This window comes from Psychrobacillus sp. NPDC096623 (assembly GCF_044762655.1).
Classification (GTDB): Bacteria; Bacillota; Bacilli; order Bacillales_A; family Planococcaceae; genus Psychrobacillus.
Genome location: NZ_JBIWER010000005.1, coordinates 47820 through 65658 on the forward strand (window position 1 = coordinate 47820; position 17839 = coordinate 65658).

A 17839-nucleotide genomic window follows, 5' to 3' on the forward strand; every position below is an offset into this window, starting at 1 on the left:
ATGATTACCACATAATGAATACAATTAAACGAACATAGCTAAAAAAAGCAGCAAGGTAAATTTTACACCTTGCTGCTTTTATATAATTGAATTAACCGATAGAGCCTTCCATCTCGAATTTAATCAGACGGTTCATCTCAACAGCGTATTCCATTGGAAGTTCTTTTGTAAATGGTTCGATGAAGCCCATTACGATCATTTCAGTAGCTTCTTCTTCACTAAGACCACGACTCATCAAGTAGAATAATTGTTCTTCAGATACTTTTGAAACTTTTGCTTCATGCTCTAAAGAAATATTATCGTTCAAGATTTCGTTATAAGGAATAGTATCAGAAGTTGACTGATTATCCATGATTAATGTATCACACTCGATATTTGCGCGAGCACCAGTTGCCTTACGTCCAAAGTGAACGATACCACGGTACGTTACTTTACCACCTTGTTTCGAAATAGACTTAGAAACAATTGTAGATGAAGTATTTGGAGCTAAATGCATCATTTTCGCACCAGCATCTTGGTGTTGTCCTTTACCAGCAATTGCAATAGAAAGGGTCATACCACGGGCACCTTCACCTTTTAAAATAACTGCTGGATATTTCATCGTTAATTTTGATCCGATATTTCCGTCAATCCATTCCATTGTTGCATTTGCATCACAAACTGCACGTTTTGTAACTAAGTTATAAACGTTGTTTGCCCAGTTTTGGATTGTTGTATAACGGCAATAAGCGTCTTTTTTAATGATAATTTCAACAACCGCACTATGAAGTGAGTTAGTCGTGTAAACAGGAGCTGTACATCCTTCTACGTAATGCACAGAAGCACCTTCATCAACAATAATTAGCGTACGTTCGAATTGACCCATGTTTTCAGAGTTAATACGGAAGTATGCTTGTAGTGGTGTTTCCACTTTTACGCCCGGTGGTACATATATAAATGACCCACCCGACCATACTGCTGAGTTAAGAGCAGAGAACTTATTATCAGATGAAGGAATTACTGTACCCCAGTGTTTTTTGAAAATATCTTCATTTTCACGTAGCGCGGAATCAGTATCCTTAAATACAATCCCTAAGTCTTGTAACTCTTGCTTCATGTTATGGTATACAACCTCTGATTCATACTGTGCAGAAACACCAGCAAGGTATTTTTGCTCCGCTTCAGGAATACCTAATTTATCAAATGTAGCTTTGATTTCATCTGGCACTTCATCCCATGAAGTTTCTGTTTGTTCCGAAGGCTTCACGTAATACGTAATTTCATCGAAGTTTAATGACCCTAAATCTCCACCCCATTGAGGCATTGGTTTTGAGTAAAAAATTTCTAACGCTTTTAAGCGATAATCTAACATCCATTGTGGTTCTGATTTCATACGTGAGATCTCTTCTACGATTTCTTTCGTTAAGCCACGTTTAGAACGGAAAATGGATACATCTTTATCGTGGAAACCATATTTATAATCACCAATTTCAGGCATTTTTTTAGCCATCGTATTTCCTCCGTTCGTTTGTTATTCTTTTTCCTCTGAAACCCCTTTTTCCATTGCTTTCCACGCTAACGTTGCACACTTGATACGCGCTGGAAACTGAGAAACACCACTTAATGCTTCTATATCATCAAGCTCTATAGAATCATCGTAATCTTTCCCAAGCATCATTTCGGAAAAAGTTGTAGAAAGTTGTAGAGCTTCCTCTACAGACTTTCCTTTCACTGCTTGTGTCATCATAGATGCAGATGCCATAGAAATCGAGCATCCTTCACCATCAAATTTTGCATTCTGGATTTTACCATCTTCCACTTGAAGTGTTAAATGAATGCGATCTCCACAAGTAGGGTTATTCATATCAATTGTCAATGCGCCATCCTCAATACTACCTTTGTTCCGAGGATTTTTATAATGATCCATAATGACACGGCGATAAAGTTGATCTAAATTAGAAGACATCGTTAAAATACTCCTTTGCTGAAAGCAATCCAGTTACTAGACGGTCAATATCCTCTTCTGAATTGTATATATAGAAACTAGCACGAGCAGTTGCCACACATTGCAACCATTTCATCAACGGTTGTGCACAGTGATGTCCTGCACGAACTGCAATTCCACTCATATCTAAAACTGTTGCAACATCATGTGGATGTACATCATCTAAATTGAATGTAACAATTCCTGCACGCTTCGCAGGATCCACAGGTCCATAGATGGATAACCCATCAATCGCAGACATTTTTTCCATTGCGTAAGCCGCTAACTCATGTTCATGCTTTTCAATTTCATCTAAGCCAATTTCCTCTAAGAAATCAATAGCAGCTCCAAGACCAATGGCACCAGCAATTATTGGTGTTCCACCTTCGAATTTCCAAGGTAGCTCTTTCCACGTAGAATCATACAAACCTACGAAGTCAATCATTTCCCCACCAAATTCAAATGGCTCCATTTTATCCAATAATGCTTCTTTCCCGTATAGTACCCCTATACCAGTAGGACCACACATTTTGTGACCCGAGAATGCTAGGAAATCACAGTCTAAATTTTGAACATCTAGTTTTAGATGAGGCGCAGCTTGTGCACCGTCCACTACCATAACTGCTCCATGTTCATGTGCAATTTGCGTAATTTCTTTAATTGGATTCATTGTTCCTAAAACGTTTGATACATAAACAATCGACACAATTTTTGTTTGGTTAGTAATTGTTTCTCTAACCTTTTCTAATGAGAGTGTACCATCTGCTTCTAAATCAATATATTTTAATACGGCACCAGTTTTCTTTGCGAGTTGCTGCCAAGGAATAATGTTGGAATGGTGCTCCATATGCGTAATAACAATTTCATCGCCTTCTTTAAGGTTAGCTTGGCCGTAGCTCTGCGCCACCATATTGATAGCAGTCGTTGTACCACGAGTGAAAATAACTTCTTTAGTAGATTTAGCATTAATGAATTTACGAACCTTTTCTCGTGCACCTTCGTAACTGTCAGTTGCTCGGTTACCAAGTGTGTGAACACCACGATGCACATTAGAGTTTTCAAATTCATAATACTTTTTAATAGCTTCAATCACTTGAATTGGTTTTTGAGAAGTAGCACCATTGTCTAAATAGACTAATGGATGCCCATTGATCTCTTGATCTAAAATCGGAAAATAGCTACGAATCTCTTTAGTATTCAGCATTAGCGAACTTTCCTTTCAATAACCTCCGTCAGCTGTTTCTTCACGCCTTCGATAGGTAATTCGTTTACTACAGGAGCAAGGAATCCATGAATTACTAGACGCTCTGCTTCATGTTGAGAAATACCACGGCTCATTAAATAGTACAACTGAAGTGGATCTACTCGGCCAACTGATGCTGCGTGACCTGCTGTTACATCATCTTCATCGATTAAAAGGATAGGATTTGCATCTCCACGAGCTTTTTCACTAAGCATTAAGACACGAGATTCTTGCTCGGCATTAGATTTAGTAGCTCCGTATTCGATTTTACCAATACCATTGAAAATAGAAGATGCTTCATCTTTCATAACACCATGCTTAAGGATATGACCTTCTGTATGTTTGCCCCAGTGAATTACTTTTGTTGTAAAGTTTTGTTTTTGTTTACCGCGACCTACAACAACCATTTTCACACGGCCTTCAGAATTATCTCCAACTAAGTGTGTTGTATTTTCAGAAATAGTATCACTGTCATTCATCATACCTAGTGCCCATTCAAGTACAGCATCACGGCTTGTTACACCACGACGATTAACGTATGTTGTAAATCCTTCTGCTAGAACATCAACCGTACCAAATGTAACTTTTGAATTATCTTTAGCAATAACCTCCGTCACGATATTAGCTAGCCCTTCTGCATGGTCAACAGTAGATAAGTAGTTCTCAACATATGTTACAGAACTATTATCATCCGCTACTAGTAAAGTATGATTGAAAAGTGAAGCTGTTTTGTCATCATGTAAATAAATAACTTGAATTGGTTCTTCTACTACAACATTTTTAGGTACGTATACGAATACACCACCATTTAATAATGCAGCATGTAGTGCAGTTAATTTATGTTCAGTGACTTTGACACCATCTGTCATAAAGTATTGTTGAACAAGCTCTGAATGATCTCGAACTGCTGTATAAATATCGGTTAAAATAACACCTTTTGCTTTAAGTTCTTCTGATAATGAAAGAAAAGCAGGGGTATTATTATGTTGAATGTAAATATTTTTTTGTTCATCTGCATTTACAACTGCTTTCACTTCTTCAGGAAGTTCAGCCAAAGTTGTAAATTTACTGCTATCTACAGTATGAACTGGAAACTCTGTGAAATTCCAGTTAGTAATTTTTGTTTTGTCTGGTGTTGGCATCGGAAGTGCTTCAAGTTCACCAAATGCTTTTAGACGAATTTCTGTCATCCAGCTTGGTTCTTGTTTACCTTCTGAAAAGGAGCGGATATCTTGCTCGGTTAATGCCAATTTTGTTTCAACCGTCATGCTGATTCGTCCCCTTTCTTATGCTTCTTGTCCAACTGTTTCATCTTCGATTCCTAACTCTTCTTTAATCCATTCGTAGCCTTCAGCTTCTAAACGTTGAGCAAGCTCAGGTCCGCCAGATTTAACTACGCGACCTTGCATCATTACATGCACATGGTCAGGAGTAATATAGTTAAGAAGACGTTGATAGTGAGTAATTACTAAGCTACCGAATCCTTCACCGCGCATTTCATTGATCCCTTTAGATACAACTTTTAATGCATCGATATCGAGTCCAGAGTCGATTTCATCAAGGATAGCGAATTTTGGTTGTAGCATCATTAATTGAAGAATTTCGTTACGTTTTTTCTCTCCACCTGAGAAACCTTCATTTAAATAACGTTGCGCCATATCTAAATCCATCTCTAAAAATTCCATTTTGCTATCAAGCTCACGGATAAATTTCATTAATGAGATTTCATTGCCTTCTTCGCGACGTGAGTTAATCGCTGAACGAAGGAAATCTGCATTTGTAACACCCGTGATTTCACTTGGATATTGCATTGCTAGGAATAGACCTGCTTGTGCGCGTTCGTCTACTTCCATCGCTAAAACATCTTCTCCGTCCAATTCGATTGAACCAGAAGTAACTTCATATTTTGGATGACCCATAATAGCAGAAGCTAAAGTAGATTTACCTGTACCATTAGGACCCATAACTGCGTGAATTTCGTTCGTATTAATCGTCAAATTAACACCTTTTAAAATCTCTTTACCGTCGATTGCAACGTGTAAATCTTTAATAACTAAAGTCGACATCTAATAACCTCCATTAAGTAAATACGAATGTATAATCATTCTAATTTATTATCATTCTAATCTTAACCCAAACGATGATGCCTTGCAAATCTTTTGGAGGATATTCTAACTAATATTGTAGAATATACAGATTTACTGTATTGCCTTGACATTTACACTAAACTAATAGGTAAATAGTATTCTCCCTTTATTTTCAATAAGTATATACTAATTGAGAATCGATTTCACTATGAAGCTAGTGAAAACAAAAGAATCCACGGAGTAGTTCTCCGTGGATTCTTGTATATTATCCCCTAAATGCCTGGGCGTCAATTTTTGCTGCTATTTGCATAGACTTTTCATGATCTTCTTGTCGCTTGTTTTCAACTTGCAATCGTAATTCCTGACTTTGTCTCAATTCATCGTACCCAAAACCATGTACTCCTCTAAATGCGTGGTCCATCTGTTCTGTATAAGGTAAATCGTCCGAACTGATAATGAATCATTCCTCTCTTATTTTGTTTACATTATCTATATACCCACCTATTAGAGAGCTAAACATTATATTGCGAAAAAATTACGCTGTTTTGGAAAATTTGTCTACGATGATAGCCAGTGCCCCGTCACCAGTGACATTTGTCGCCGTTCCAAAACTGTCCTGAGCAATATAAAGAGCAATCATCAATCCTATCATTGCCCCGTTAAATCCAAGCATAGTTTCCAATAGTCCAAGTGCCGCCATAACTGCTCCACCTGGAACACCTGGAGCTGCAATCATTGTTACACCAAGCATAAATATAAATGGTATAAATGTAGATAACGCAATATCTTGCCCATTAATAAGCAACACACCAATGGAACATGAGACTAGCGTAATCGTACTACCCGACAAATGGATTGTTGCGAATAAGGGAATAGTAAAGTCAGTTACTTTTGCTGAAGCACCTGTTTTCTGTGCCTGTTTTAACGTTACCGGAATAGTTGCTGCTGACGATTGTGTACCTAAAGCTGTAAAGTAAGCTGGCGACATTGTTTTCAATAGCTTCAAAGGATTCTTCCCAGTCAACGTACCTGCAGCAGTATATTGTAAAACAAGCATAACCAAATGCAACGCTATAATCATGATAAACACGACTCCAAAAACAGATAATACCTTTGCAACTTGCCCACCGTATGCCATATTCATAAAGATTCCAAAAATATGGAATGGCAATAATGGAATGATGATAAAGGAAATTACCTTCTCAATAATCTCACTAAACTCTTCAAACGCATTTTGCAAAGTGTTTCCTTTCAATTTGGAAATCCCAATTCCCATGATAAATGAGAACACTAACGCCGTCATTATGTCCATCATCGGAGGGATCGGCATCTCAAATAAGCCTCCAATTAGAAATTCCTCAGGATTCTCTAACTTAACACTCTCCTTACCACCGATAAGCATAGGTAGTAAATTCGAAGCGACAAAAAATGCGATAAAGCCAGCTACTAGCGTAGATAAATAAGCAACGCCAGTAGAAATTCCTAGTAATCTACCAGAACCTTTTCCTAGCTTCGCTATACCTGGAACGATAAATCCAATAATGATAAACGGCACTATAAATCCTAAAAATGCACTAAAAATACTATTAAAAGTAGCCATTATCTCAACCACTATTTTAGGAACTACTAACCCCAATAAAACACCAGCCAATATCGCTACTACTATTCTCGGTAATAAACCAAACCTCTTCACAAAATGTCCTCCTCAAACGTACAAATGTATTATTTTGCGCATTTGTATACTTTAGCACACTCACTTATTAAAGTGAATAGAGAGAATAATATACGGAATATTTTTTTAATGGAGGGGTAGTTTGATATGATTATGGGCTATATCCATAATTTTTTGGGCTATATCGTTGAATGTATTGGCTATATTGCATTCTATGGACCATTATTGAAGGTTTATGGCTATTCTCTGATATTTATGGGCTATATTAACGGAGCAATGGGCTATCCAACACGACAAAAAAACAGACATCCTAGGATGTCTGTTCTCTCAAATACTATTATTTTACCGGTACTACTGATCCGCCCCACTCACTTAGGATGAAGTCTTGGATTTCTTTAGATTTTAATGCTTCTACTAAAGCTTTAATCTCTTTACTGTCTTCGTCACCAGATTTTACTGCGATGATATTTACATATGGTGATTCATCTGATTCTTCAATAGCGATAGAGTCTTCTAATGGGTTAAGGTCAGCGTCTATTGCATAGTTGGAGTTGATCAATACTGCATCGCCTTCTTCATTTTCATATAACTGAACCATTAGTGCTGACTCATAGTTAGCGTCAAATTCAAGATTTTTAGGATTTTCTACGATATCTTTAACTTCTGCTTTTGTTTTATCAATACCATCTGCTAATTTAATAAGACCTTTTGCTTCTAACATAGCAAGGATACGTCCATGATCGGCAACAGAGTTACTCATTAATATAGTTGCACCTTCTGGAAGCTCTTCGATTGAACCGTATTTTTTAGAGTATAAACCGATTGGCTCGATGTGAATACCGCCAGCGTTAGCGAAGTCATATCCAAAATCAGCTTTTTGTGATTCAAAGTAAGGGATATGTTGGAAGTAGTTCGCGTCCAAATCACCTGAGTCTAAATCTTTGTTTGGTAGTACATAATCTTGGTAAGATTCTACAACTAGTTCGATTCCTTGTTCTTCAAGGATCGGTTTAACTTCTTCTAAAATAACAGCATGAGGTACGTTAGATGCACCTACTACAAGTTTGCTACTATCTTCTTCTCCACATGCTGCAAGTGCTAATGCACTTACTGATAATAAAGCTCCAGCTAAAAACTTCTTCATTCTAAAATCTCTCCCTTTTTATCTATTATTTCTATGTGATCGAGTATTCTCGCTAACACCATTTATCGTTTATCAATTTTTGTCGTAATTACATCGCCTATCCACTGGATAATAAATACCATGATTAATATAAAGATCGTTGCGACAAATGTTACGTCTGTTCTACCTCTTTGAAATCCATCTAAGAAAGCTAAAGTTCCTAGTCCGCCTGCACCGATGATTCCAGCCATTGCCGTATACCCGACTAGTGAAATACCTGTAACTGTAATTCCCGAAACTAAAGCAGGCATTGACTCTGGCAATAATACCTTCCATATAATAGTAGAAGTTTTAGCACCCATTGATTTTGCAGCTTCTAATACACCCTTGTCTATCTCACGTAGTGCTATTAAAACCATGCGAGCATAAAATGGAGCTGCTCCGATTACTAAAGCAGGAAATGCTGCATTTGGTCCACGCATTGTACCGACTAAAAACTTCGTTAATGGGATCAATAAAATGATCAAAATGATAAATGGAATGGAACGGAATATATTAACGAACGCTCCAGTTAACCAATTAGCCAGTTTGTTGGCCCATGCCTGATGTGGACTAGTTAAGAAAAGTAGAAGACCGAGAACTAGTCCAATAATTGCTGTTAAAATAGTGGATACTGAAGTCATATATAATGTTTCAAGTGTTGCTTCCCACATTTTAGGCCAATCAACATTTGGAAATAAATCATTAATCATTGTTGATCACCTCTGTAATTACTTTTTGTTCGTGAATATAGCGAATAGCCTCATCCACTAATAATGCATCTCCTTCTAGTTGAAGGATTAGTGTACCAAATGCGCCATTTTGCGTATGTGAAATATTGCCTTGAACAATATTCACATCGAGATCAAATTGCTTGATAAGTCTAGACAAAATAGGCTGCACTGTTTGTTCTCCTACAAATCCTAGTTTAATCAGTTTTCCATTTGGATAAAGCTCTTTTAATTGTTGGATTGTTTGTAGAGCTTTATTGGAATCATTGATCTGCGAAACAAAACGCTTCGTTATTGCCTGCTGTGGGTTTTGGAATACATCTAAAACGTTTCCTTCTTCTACAACATGCCCTTTTTCCATTACAGCTACACGCCCACAAATTTTTTGGATAACCTGCATCTCATGGGTTATCAATACAATTGTAAGACCTAATTTTTCGTTAATGCTAACTAATAGATCCAAAATTGAATCAGTAGTTTCTGGATCTAATGCTGAGGTTGCTTCATCACAGAGAAGGACTTCTGGACGATTGGCTAATGCGCGTGCAATTCCGACACGTTGTTTTTGTCCGCCTGATAATTGAGAAGGATAGTAATGTCCGCGACCCTCTAATCCTACTAGATCAATTAGTTCGTTAACTCTTGTTATGCGTTGTTCTTTTGGTACACCAGCTATTTCTAAAGGAAAAGCAATATTCTCTGCAACCGTTCTAGACCATAACAGATTAAAATGTTGGAAAATCATACTTACCTTTTGTCTTACCTGACGGAGCTTCACTTCATTTATCTTTGTGATATCTTGATTGTTCACAATAATTTGTCCAGAAGTTGGTTTTTCCAATCCATTTAATAAACGAATAAGTGTACTTTTACCTGCACCACTATAACCAATGATGCCGAAAATTTCACCTTTCTTTATGTCAAGATTCACCTCTTCAACTGCAACGATCGTACCTTGTTTCGTACTAAATTTTTTCGAAATATTATTTAAACTAATCATGTGAATCTTGCCACCTTTCTATCTAAAAAAACCCTCCTGCAAAAGAGCAGAAGGGTTTTACGTTATCCATTTTAATAACATTCATCCATTCTCTCATTTCCCAAAGCAATTGCTTTGCGTGATTTGGCACCATTTCATTTACATGACGGTTGCCGGGCTTCATAGGGCACTTCCCTCCACCTCTCTTAATAAGAGTGACACTATTTAATTTCTTGGTATATCGTATGTTATCATAAGACTACTTGCTCGTCAATATTTTTTATCGCATCTAATATAAATGGTACTGATTGGAATGCATATATTTTTTTATATACCGTGCCACCTTTAGCAATTAGCAAACATGGAACGCTTTCGATTTGATAATCCGCAGCAAAATTTCCCAGATAGTTAATATTTGCTTGGCCAATAGAAAAAGGCTTCATTTCTTGTACAACTTGCATCATTTTACTAGCAACTTGGCATGTTCCACATAAAGGTGTATATATATATAACATTGTAAGCTGACCACTATTCTTGTTTCTATTCCATTGATCAAGAGTCCATTCATTCATATTCCATCATCCTAAAGTAAAAAGTTTCTTTTCACTTTTATATTAACACTTTTTAAAATAGAAGCCAAAACTTTGAACGGTGTAGTCGCTACTTCACAATACATTGGATTGGTGTATAGATGAATTGCTTCTGGGTATTCTTTTCGCACAACGGAGCGAATTTGCTCTCCTGATTTATCTGCATCTAAAAACGCATATATAGGAATACCGTCATAAGGACTTAAAATTTCTTCAAGCTTTACATTCGATATCGTTCCGTTCGTACAAATAATTTCTGTTGATTCATCAAGAAGTTGAAGAAGCTTAAGTTTATCCGATCTTCCCTCAACAAGAATTATTTTTTCACTAAAGACAATAGCCATTTTTGCATCTCTCCTAACTATGCCCTTTCCAATATTATATGAAAAAAACGCCGTTATTAAGCGGCGTTTTCATAATTATTGTGAAATTAATTCTTCGTATTTTTCTGGAGAAAGTAAAGCCTCTACTTCTGCCAAATCAGTAGGTTCAATAACGATCATCCATGCATTTTCATAAGGGGATTCGTTTACATATTCAGGACTATCTTCTAATTCTGAATTTACTTCTAACACTTTACCGCTTATCGGTGCATATAGCTCAGAAACTGTTTTTACAGATTCTACACTACCGAATGGATCTCCTGCCTTGATCTCATCTCCCACTTGTGGAAGCTCGACAAACACGATATCTCCTAGTTCTGATTGTGCAAATTCAGTAATACCGATACGGACATTTCCGCCTTCAGTTTTTACCCATTCATGCTCTGCTGAGTATTTTAAATCCTTAGGTGTGTTCATTAAATGTTCCCCTCTCCATTATTAATACATTCATCTATAATATTCACATATTTTTATCGTAAAAACAAGTCACTTTAAGAAGTCTTCCAAACGTCTTCAAACTGTTCTTCCTTGAATCCTAACGTTAATTTTTTCCCGTCAAAAACAATCGGTCGCTTGATAAGCATCCCATCAGTAGCAAGTATGGATAATTGTTCGTCTTCTGACATTGTAGATAATTTATCTTTAAGTCCAAGCTCACGATACTTCATACCAGAAGTGTTAAAGAATTTTTTTAGCTCTAATCCACCTACCTCATGCATTTCTTGAAGTTGTTCCTTAGTTGGGGGAGTTTCTACGATATGATTTTCTATGTAATCAATTCCATTGTCCTTTAACCATTTACTCGCTTTTCTGCAAGTACTACACTTAGGATAACCGTAAAATTGAATTGTCATATGGTACCACCTTTTTCTTTTTATCATACCTAATATTATAAAAAAATACAAAAAGCCGACCCCTATGAATCGGCTTTTCATATGTTTAATTAAAGTACGTATTTTTCCGCTTCGATCAATTTAACTGATGCTTCACGTTTTTTCTCGATCACATTGTATGGTGTGAAGCGAGTCAATTTACGTAATGCTGAAATCATCATACGTTGAGTATCTCCATCTACTGACGCAATAAGTGTTTCTTTTGCCGCTTGTTCGATTTCAATAAACGCTTCTTGTGTGAAGATTTGTGTATAAAGAAGTTTTTGTGCTGCTTTTTCTTCTCCATCACGTCCGATTGCTTTTTCTGTCCGTAAAACTGCTGATTCCATCGCAAATATGTTGTTAGCAATATTAGCGATGTTCACAAGTACCTCTTGTTCTGCCTCTAGTTTTGTACCAAAACGTTGTGCAGCTAGACCAGCTACTAGGATACCAATTTTCTTCGCATTAGCTACTAATACTTTTTCTTGTGCAAGAGCTTCCGTACCAACCTCTTCTGGCATCATCATTAATAGCTCTTCTTGTAAGCCTTGAGCCTTTTGAAGAAGAGGTAATTCACCCTTCATCGCTTTTTTCAGGAATGTTCCTGGAACGATAAGGCGGTTGATTTCGTTTGTTCCTTCAAATATACGGTTAATACGAGAGTCACGGTAAATACGTTCTACTTCATACTCTTGCATGAAACCATACCCACCATGTAATTGAACAGCTTCATCAACGATGTAATCTAAAACCTCAGAACCTACTACCTTATTAATAGAGCATTCTATTGCATACTCAGCAATAGAAGCAGCAATTGCTTTACCATCTTTTTGCTCTTCCACACTCAATTGACTCATACGTTCTTCAAAATATCCAACTGTACGGTAGATTAAGCTTTCTGTTGCATACAATTTAGAAGCCATCGTAGCTAGTTTGTTCTTCGTTAAATTAAAGGAAGAGATTGGTGTTTTAAACTGTTGGCGTTGGTTCGTATAAGAAATAGCTAATTCTAATGCACGTTTAGAACCACCAATTGTACCTACTCCTAATTTGTAGCGACCAATATTTAAAATATTAAATGCGATAACGTGCCCGCGACCGATTTCACCTAATAGATTTTCTACAGGAACTTGAGCATCCTCTAAAATAAGGGTACGAGTAGAAGAAGATTTAATACCCATTTTCTTTTCTTCTGCTCCAACAGATACTCCTGGGAATGTTTTTTCTACGATAAATGCGGAGAATTTGTCTCCATCTATTTTAGCGTAAACTACGAATACGTCTGCAAATCCTGCATTTGTAATCCATTGTTTCTCACCATTTAAGACATAATGTGTACCTTCTGCATTTAACTTCGCTGTAGTTTTTGCCCCTAGTGCATCTGAACCTGAACCTGGCTCTGTTAAGGCATAAGCAAATATTTTGTCGCCTGAAGCTGAGTTTGGTAGGTATTTTTGTTTTTGTTCTTCATTACCAAAAAGAACGATTGGTAAAGTACCAATTCCTACGTGTGCTCCGTGGGTAATAGAGAAACCGCCGGCTATAGACATTTTTTCAGCAATAAGTGCAGATGAAATTTTGTCAAGGCCAATTCCGCCATATTCCTCTGGAATGTCAGCAGCAAGTAAACCAAGATCTCCAGCTTCTTTTAATAAACGAACAGAGTGTTCAAATTCATGATGCTCCAAATTTTCTACTACTGGAAGCACAGAATTTTTCACATACTCTTCGGTCGTTTTCGCAATCATCTTTTGCTCGTCATTAAAATCCTCTGGTGTAAACACACGGCTAGCGTCTAAATCTTCAATTAGAAAAGCTCCACCTTTGATTGCATCTTTTAATTCATTCATGTACATTTCCCCCTATTGTTTTATTATTAAAGTAATTCGAAGACTCCAGCAGCTCCCATACCGCCACCGATACACATTGTTACTACCCCGAATTGTTTTCCTTGACGTCTTAGCTCACTCATCAATTTCAATGAAAGAATAGTTCCTGTCGCACCAAGTGGATGACCAAGTGCAATTGCTCCGCCGTTTACATTCACCTTATCCATATCTAAACCTAAGTGACGAACAACTTGAATGGACTGGGAAGCAAATGCTTCATTGATCTCCCAAAGGTCAATATCTTCAATGGACAGACCTGCAAGCTTTAATGCTTTCGGCACTGCAACAATTGGACCGATCCCCATTACTTCTGGAGGTACTCCACCCACTGCGAATGAACGGAATTTCGCAAGTGGTTTTAGACCTTGTGCTTCAGCAACTTCGCGGTCCATGATTAGAACAGCACCTGCTCCATCAGAGGTTTGTGAAGCGTTACCTGCTGTTACTGATCCACGAATATTGAATGCTGGACGCAATTTCGCAAGTGTTTCCACTGAAGTTCCAACACGTACGCCTTCGTCCATTTCGAACATGAATTTTTTCTGCTGTGCTTTATTGTTTTCATCAACATAATGCTTAATAACTTCCACAGGTACAATATCTTCATTAAACTTTCCTGCAGCAATAGCAGCTGCTGCTAGTTCATGTGATCTTACAGCAAATGCATCCTGATCTTCACGACTAATACCGTACTTTGTTGCTACTTGTTCAGCTGTATGACCCATTCCCATGTAATACTGTGGAGCTATTTGTGCAAGATGTGCGTTTGGACGAATCGTATTTCCCATCATCGGCACCATACTCATAGATTCCACTCCACCAGCAAGGATCGCTTCGGCATGACCTAACATTATACGCTCTGCACCGTATGCGATTGACTGTAAACCCGATGAACAGAAACGGTTTACCGTAATCGCAGGTGTTGTATCAGGCAGTCCAGCTAATGCACCGATATTACGGGCAACGTTCATCCCTTGCTCTGCTTCCGGCATTGCACACCCTAATATAAAATCATCTATCGGACCATCGTACCCGCCCGCTCTTTGTAATGTTTCTTTCACTACTAACGCCCCAAAATCATCTGGACGTACAGTTGCTAAAGATCCTTTTTTCGCTTTTCCTACAGGCGTTCTCGCCCCTGCTACTATAACCGCTTCACGCATGAGTTTTCCTCCTTTACCTTTATGCAACATTAGTTGCGTAATGGTTTTCCTTTCACTAGCATGTGCTGCATTCTTGCTTGAGACTTTGGATCTGCCACCAAGCTCAAGAAAGCTTCTCGCTCTAAGTTAAGTAAATATTGCTCATCCACTAAAGTGCCGTATGGGACCTCTCCCCCAGCAATTACATAAGCAAGCTTTTTCGCGATTTTCAGATCATGCTCACTGATATATCCTGAAAGGAACATTCCTTCCGCTCCTAAAATTAGTGCAGCATATCCCGGAGATCCTGAAACAGGTACTTTTTCACGAATTGGTGCCTTATACCCAGCTTCGGCAAGAGCTAACACTACTTGCTTCGCATCGTAAATTAAATGGTCCGGGTTCACGCTAATACCGTCTGCAAAATTCAAGAAGTTGTTTTCACGTGCTTCTTCACCAGATGTTGAAACCTTTGCCATCGCTATTGTTTCAAATATTTTGCTTGCAACAGTTAGATAATCAATTTCTACACCATTGGGAAGTCCCTTTAAGTGCTTAATATAAAGCTCTTTGTTACCTCCGCCACCTGGGATAAGACCAACTCCAGCTTCTACTAAGCCCATATATGTCTCAGAAGATGCTTGGATATGAGCAGCTGGTAAACATGTTTCTGCTCCTCCACCTAAAGTCATTCCAAATGGAGCAACTACTACAGGTTTAGCAGAGTATTTAATTTTCATCATGGAGTTTTGGAATTGACGAACGACAAAATCTAACTCGAAAATGTTACCGTCCTGTGCTTCCATTAAAATCATTCCAAGGTTCGCTCCAACACTAAAGTTTTTGCCCTGGTTTCCTATAACAAGTCCTTTGAAGTTTTTTTCGACTTCTTCCACTGCAAAGCTAATCATTTGAAGGATATCTAGCCCAATTGAGTTCGATTTAGAATGGAATTCAAGCAGTGCCACACCATCTCCTAGATCGATTAAACTTGCACCCGAATTTGACTTAATAACACCATGTTTTTTCTTATATCTTTTTAAATCAATCGCCTTTTCACTCACAGAAACTAATGAATAATCATTTCCATTGAAGTAGTATTGAGCTCCATTTTCCTCTTTATAGAATGAATGGAATCCTTTATCAAGTAATGATTGAACAAATGCTGGAATTTCAAGACCTTCAGCTGCCATCTTATCAACCGATTCCTTTACTCCAATTGCATCCCATATTTCGAAAGGACCTTGCTGCCAACCAAATCCCCATTTCATCCCTTGGTCAATCGCAAAAATATCATCCGCAATTTCGCCAAGAAGCTTTGCAGAATATATCAATGTAGGACTTAAAATGCTCCAAAGTAATTCACCAGTTCTATCTTTTGCATAAGTTAAAGTTTTTACTTTTGCAGCAAGACCTTTTTGTTGCTTCGCCATTTCCATTGAAGGCGTTTTCAATTTTTTCATTGCTTCATATTCAAGTGTTTCAGGATTTAATTCTTTAATTTCTTTTCCTTCTTTTAAGAAGAACCCTTGCCCTGTTTTAGCTCCGAGCCATTTGTTCTCCAGCATCTTTTGCATAAATGCAGGTACTTCAAAAACTTTTTGCTCATCACCAGTTGTTTGGTCATATACATTTTTCGCAACATGTGCAAATGTATCGAGACCAACAACGTCCAGTGTACGGAATGTAGCTGACTTCGGTCGTCCGATTAGTGGACCTGTAACAGAATCTACTTCTCCAACTGAATATCCTCTAGTTTGCATCTCACGTAATGTTACAAGTAAACCATATGTTCCAATGCGATTTGCTATGAAGTTCGGTGTATCTTTTGCAAGCACTACACCTTTACCTAGCACATCTTCTCCAAATTGTTTCATGAATTCTACAACTTCAGGAGCAGTTGTATTTGCAGGAATTACTTCTAAAAGCTTCAAATAACGTGGTGGATTGAAGAAATGTGTGCCCAAGAAATGCTTTCCAAAGTCCATCGAACGACCTTCCACCATTGCGTTAATACTAATACCAGATGTATTGGAACTAATAATTGTTCCTGGCTTACGAGCAGCATCTATTTTTTCATATAAGCTCTTCTTAACTTCTAAGTTTTCTACTACTACTTCGATAATCCAGTCCACATCTTTTAGTTTTTCAAGATCATCTTCTAAGTTTCCGGCAGTTATTAGCTGCAGGTTTTTCTTAGCAGTAAGTGGTGCTGGTTTTTGCTTTAACAATTTTTGAATAGCTGTTTCGGCAAATTTATTTCTGATTGTGGGATGTTCTAATGTTAAACCCTTTGCTTCCTCATCTTGACTCACTTCTTTTGGTACGATATCTAATAATAATGTTGGAATACCAATATTCGCTAAATGAGCAGCTATTCCTGAACCCATCACCCCTGAACCTAAAACAGCAGCCTTTTTAATTTGATATGTCACGTGCAAAGCCTCCCCTTTATCTTGAATGAATGCTCATTCATTTTAATTACAAAAAAAATAGAAGCAACCTCTATGTCTATTAGTTTAGAACAATATTTAAATTTTCGCAATAATAAAATGAAGAAATAATTCTTTTTTCTTTCTCCTACTTAAGAAACAGTGTACACTGTAATCAAAGTCATAGGAGGTAAATAAAACATGCAAAAAATTACAACTACTGAACAATTCAATGAAATTATTTCTGGAGACAAAGAGGTTTTAGTAAAATTTGAAGCTGGCTGGTGTCCGGATTGCCGTCGTATGGAAATGTTCATCGATCCAATCGTTGAAGAATATAACAAGTATACTTGGTATGAAGTCAATCGTGATGAGCTTCCAGAGGTTGCTGAGAAATACGAAGTAATGGGTATTCCAAGTCTTCTTATTTACCAAAATGGCGAGAAAAAAGCACATCTTCATAGTGCAAATGCAAAATCACCTGAGCAGGTAACAGAATTTTTAGATGCACAAAAATAAATACGATAGAGTGTATTTAACTAAGCATCTAAAAGTCTCACTGCGACGAGCTTCGCGCAGAAGCACGGTAACTGAATTTTAGATGCACAAAACTAATAATTAAAAGGTTGTTTCGTTAAGAAGCAACCTTTTATTTTTTACCTGTGTGAACTAATAAATAACTATAATATAA

18 protein-coding genes and 1 riboswitch are annotated in these 17839 nt (G+C 37.5%); of the genes, 1 reads left to right on the forward strand and 17 read right to left on the reverse strand.

Annotation, left to right across the window (positions count from 1 at the left end):
* Window positions 1–91 precede the first annotated feature (91 nt).
* The 17 genes from sufB to ACIQX2_RS13970 form a co-directional block, all read right to left on the reverse strand.
* Window positions 92–1489: a Fe-S cluster assembly protein SufB gene (gene sufB / locus ACIQX2_RS13895; RefSeq protein WP_090567075.1), complete on the reverse strand. Its 1398-nt coding sequence runs from the start codon at window positions 1487–1489 to the stop codon at window positions 92–94.
* A 21-nt stretch (window positions 1490–1510) separates the two neighbouring features.
* Complete coding sequence (gene sufU, locus ACIQX2_RS13900) at window positions 1511–1945, reverse strand: Fe-S cluster assembly sulfur transfer protein SufU (RefSeq protein ID WP_402851496.1); 435 nt, start codon at window positions 1943–1945, stop codon at window positions 1511–1513.
* A complete protein-coding gene (locus tag ACIQX2_RS13905) occupies window positions 1935–3167 on the reverse strand; it encodes a cysteine desulfurase (protein ID WP_402851499.1) in 1233 nt (410 codons plus the stop codon). The genes sufU and ACIQX2_RS13905 overlap by 11 nt, the downstream gene beginning before the upstream one ends.
* Complete coding sequence (gene sufD / locus ACIQX2_RS13910; RefSeq protein WP_402851501.1) at window positions 3167–4474, reverse strand: Fe-S cluster assembly protein SufD; 1308 nt, start codon at window positions 4472–4474, stop codon at window positions 3167–3169. Before sufD ends, ACIQX2_RS13905 begins: the two co-directional genes overlap by 1 nt.
* An 18-nt stretch (window positions 4475–4492) precedes the next feature.
* Window positions 4493–5272 (reverse strand): Fe-S cluster assembly ATPase SufC, encoded by a 780-nt coding sequence (sufC, locus tag ACIQX2_RS13915; protein WP_093062573.1) that lies wholly within the window; start codon window positions 5270–5272, stop codon window positions 4493–4495.
* Window positions 5273–5558: 286 nt separating this feature from the next.
* A complete protein-coding gene (locus ACIQX2_RS19355) occupies window positions 5559–5714 on the reverse strand; it encodes a YuzK family famiily protein (RefSeq protein WP_483880201.1) in 156 nt (51 codons plus the stop codon).
* A 114-nt stretch (window positions 5715–5828) separates the two neighbouring features.
* Window positions 5829–6986, reverse strand: a complete 1158-nt coding sequence (locus ACIQX2_RS13920; RefSeq protein WP_402851505.1) for a dicarboxylate/amino acid:cation symporter — start codon at window positions 6984–6986, stop codon at window positions 5829–5831.
* Between the two features lie 316 nt (window positions 6987–7302).
* On the reverse strand, window positions 7303–8109 hold the full coding sequence (locus tag ACIQX2_RS13925) for a MetQ/NlpA family ABC transporter substrate-binding protein (protein WP_402851508.1): 807 nt from the start codon (window positions 8107–8109) through the stop codon (window positions 7303–7305).
* Between the two features lie 62 nt (window positions 8110–8171).
* The gene (locus ACIQX2_RS13930) at window positions 8172–8840 is read right to left on the reverse strand and encodes a methionine ABC transporter permease (protein ID WP_402851511.1); all 669 of its coding nucleotides are present in this window, start codon (window positions 8838–8840) and stop codon (window positions 8172–8174) included.
* A complete protein-coding gene (locus ACIQX2_RS13935; protein WP_402851514.1) occupies window positions 8833–9858 on the reverse strand; it encodes a methionine ABC transporter ATP-binding protein in 1026 nt (341 codons plus the stop codon). The genes ACIQX2_RS13930 and ACIQX2_RS13935 overlap by 8 nt, the downstream gene beginning before the upstream one ends.
* 90 nt (window positions 9859–9948) lie before the next feature.
* Window positions 9949–10053: riboswitch (SAM riboswitch) on the reverse strand.
* A 35-nt stretch (window positions 10054–10088) separates the two neighbouring features.
* Window positions 10089–10409 carry a thioredoxin family protein gene (locus ACIQX2_RS13940; RefSeq protein WP_402851517.1) on the reverse strand — a complete coding sequence of 107 codons (321 nt, stop codon included), beginning with the start codon at window positions 10407–10409 and terminating at the stop codon, window positions 10089–10091.
* Between the two features lie 11 nt (window positions 10410–10420).
* Complete coding sequence (locus ACIQX2_RS13945; RefSeq protein WP_402851520.1) at window positions 10421–10771, reverse strand: toprim domain-containing protein; 351 nt, start codon at window positions 10769–10771, stop codon at window positions 10421–10423.
* 75 nt (window positions 10772–10846) lie between these two features.
* Window positions 10847–11227, reverse strand: coding sequence for a glycine cleavage system protein GcvH (gcvH, locus tag ACIQX2_RS13950; RefSeq protein WP_402851523.1), 381 nt, complete (start codon window positions 11225–11227; stop codon window positions 10847–10849).
* Between the two features lie 74 nt (window positions 11228–11301).
* On the reverse strand, window positions 11302–11664 hold the full coding sequence (locus tag ACIQX2_RS13955) for an arsenate reductase family protein (RefSeq protein ID WP_402851526.1): 363 nt from the start codon (window positions 11662–11664) through the stop codon (window positions 11302–11304).
* Between the two features lie 89 nt (window positions 11665–11753).
* Window positions 11754–13535: an acyl-CoA dehydrogenase family protein gene (locus tag ACIQX2_RS13960; protein WP_402851528.1), complete on the reverse strand. Its 1782-nt coding sequence runs from the start codon at window positions 13533–13535 to the stop codon at window positions 11754–11756.
* A 26-nt stretch (window positions 13536–13561) separates the two neighbouring features.
* Window positions 13562–14737, reverse strand: coding sequence for an acetyl-CoA C-acetyltransferase (locus ACIQX2_RS13965; RefSeq protein ID WP_402851531.1), 1176 nt, complete (start codon window positions 14735–14737; stop codon window positions 13562–13564).
* Between the two features lie 29 nt (window positions 14738–14766).
* Window positions 14767–17106, reverse strand: a complete 2340-nt coding sequence (locus tag ACIQX2_RS13970) for a 3-hydroxyacyl-CoA dehydrogenase/enoyl-CoA hydratase family protein (protein ID WP_402852143.1) — start codon at window positions 17104–17106, stop codon at window positions 14767–14769.
* A 243-nt stretch (window positions 17107–17349) separates the two neighbouring features.
* On the opposite strand from ACIQX2_RS13970, the gene ACIQX2_RS13975 reads away from it, so the two are divergent.
* Complete coding sequence (locus tag ACIQX2_RS13975) at window positions 17350–17667, forward strand: thioredoxin family protein (RefSeq protein ID WP_402851534.1); 318 nt, start codon at window positions 17350–17352, stop codon at window positions 17665–17667.
* Window positions 17668–17839: the final 172 nt, after the last annotated feature.

What these genes read in the sequence shown, in the direction of transcription:
- sufB (WP_090567075.1), bottom strand. Translation starts at nt 1,489, where the DNA reads ATGGCTAAAAAAATGCCTGAAATTGGTGATTATAAATATGGTTTCCAC.
- sufU (WP_402851496.1), bottom strand. Translation starts at nt 1,945, where the DNA reads ATGTCTTCTAATTTAGATCAACTTTATCGCCGTGTCATTATGGATCAT.
- ACIQX2_RS13905 (WP_402851499.1), bottom strand. Translation starts at nt 3,167, where the DNA reads ATGCTGAATACTAAAGAGATTCGTAGCTATTTTCCGATTTTAGATCAA.
- sufD (WP_402851501.1), bottom strand. Translation starts at nt 4,474, where the DNA reads ATGACGGTTGAAACAAAATTGGCATTAACCGAGCAAGATATCCGCTCC.
- sufC (WP_093062573.1), bottom strand. Translation starts at nt 5,272, where the DNA reads ATGTCGACTTTAGTTATTAAAGATTTACACGTTGCAATCGACGGTAAA.
- ACIQX2_RS19355 (WP_483880201.1), bottom strand. Translation starts at nt 5,714, where the DNA reads ATGGACCACGCATTTAGAGGAGTACATGGTTTTGGGTACGATGAATTG.
- ACIQX2_RS13925 (WP_402851508.1), bottom strand. Translation starts at nt 8,109, where the DNA reads ATGAAGAAGTTTTTAGCTGGAGCTTTATTATCAGTAAGTGCATTAGCA.
- ACIQX2_RS13930 (WP_402851511.1), bottom strand. Translation starts at nt 8,840, where the DNA reads ATGATTAATGATTTATTTCCAAATGTTGATTGGCCTAAAATGTGGGAA.
- ACIQX2_RS13935 (WP_402851514.1), bottom strand. Translation starts at nt 9,858, where the DNA reads ATGATTAGTTTAAATAATATTTCGAAAAAATTTAGTACGAAACAAGGT.
- ACIQX2_RS13940 (WP_402851517.1), bottom strand. Translation starts at nt 10,409, where the DNA reads ATGAATGAATGGACTCTTGATCAATGGAATAGAAACAAGAATAGTGGT.
- ACIQX2_RS13945 (WP_402851520.1), bottom strand. Translation starts at nt 10,771, where the DNA reads ATGGCTATTGTCTTTAGTGAAAAAATAATTCTTGTTGAGGGAAGATCG.
- gcvH (WP_402851523.1), bottom strand. Translation starts at nt 11,227, where the DNA reads ATGAACACACCTAAGGATTTAAAATACTCAGCAGAGCATGAATGGGTA.
- ACIQX2_RS13955 (WP_402851526.1), bottom strand. Translation starts at nt 11,664, where the DNA reads ATGACAATTCAATTTTACGGTTATCCTAAGTGTAGTACTTGCAGAAAA.
- ACIQX2_RS13960 (WP_402851528.1), bottom strand. Translation starts at nt 13,535, where the DNA reads ATGAATGAATTAAAAGATGCAATCAAAGGTGGAGCTTTTCTAATTGAA.
- ACIQX2_RS13965 (WP_402851531.1), bottom strand. Translation starts at nt 14,737, where the DNA reads ATGCGTGAAGCGGTTATAGTAGCAGGGGCGAGAACGCCTGTAGGAAAA.
- ACIQX2_RS13970 (WP_402852143.1), bottom strand. Translation starts at nt 17,106, where the DNA reads ATGGGTTCAGGAATAGCTGCTCATTTAGCGAATATTGGTATTCCAACA.
- ACIQX2_RS13975 (WP_402851534.1), top strand. Translation starts at nt 17,350, where the DNA reads ATGCAAAAAATTACAACTACTGAACAATTCAATGAAATTATTTCTGGA.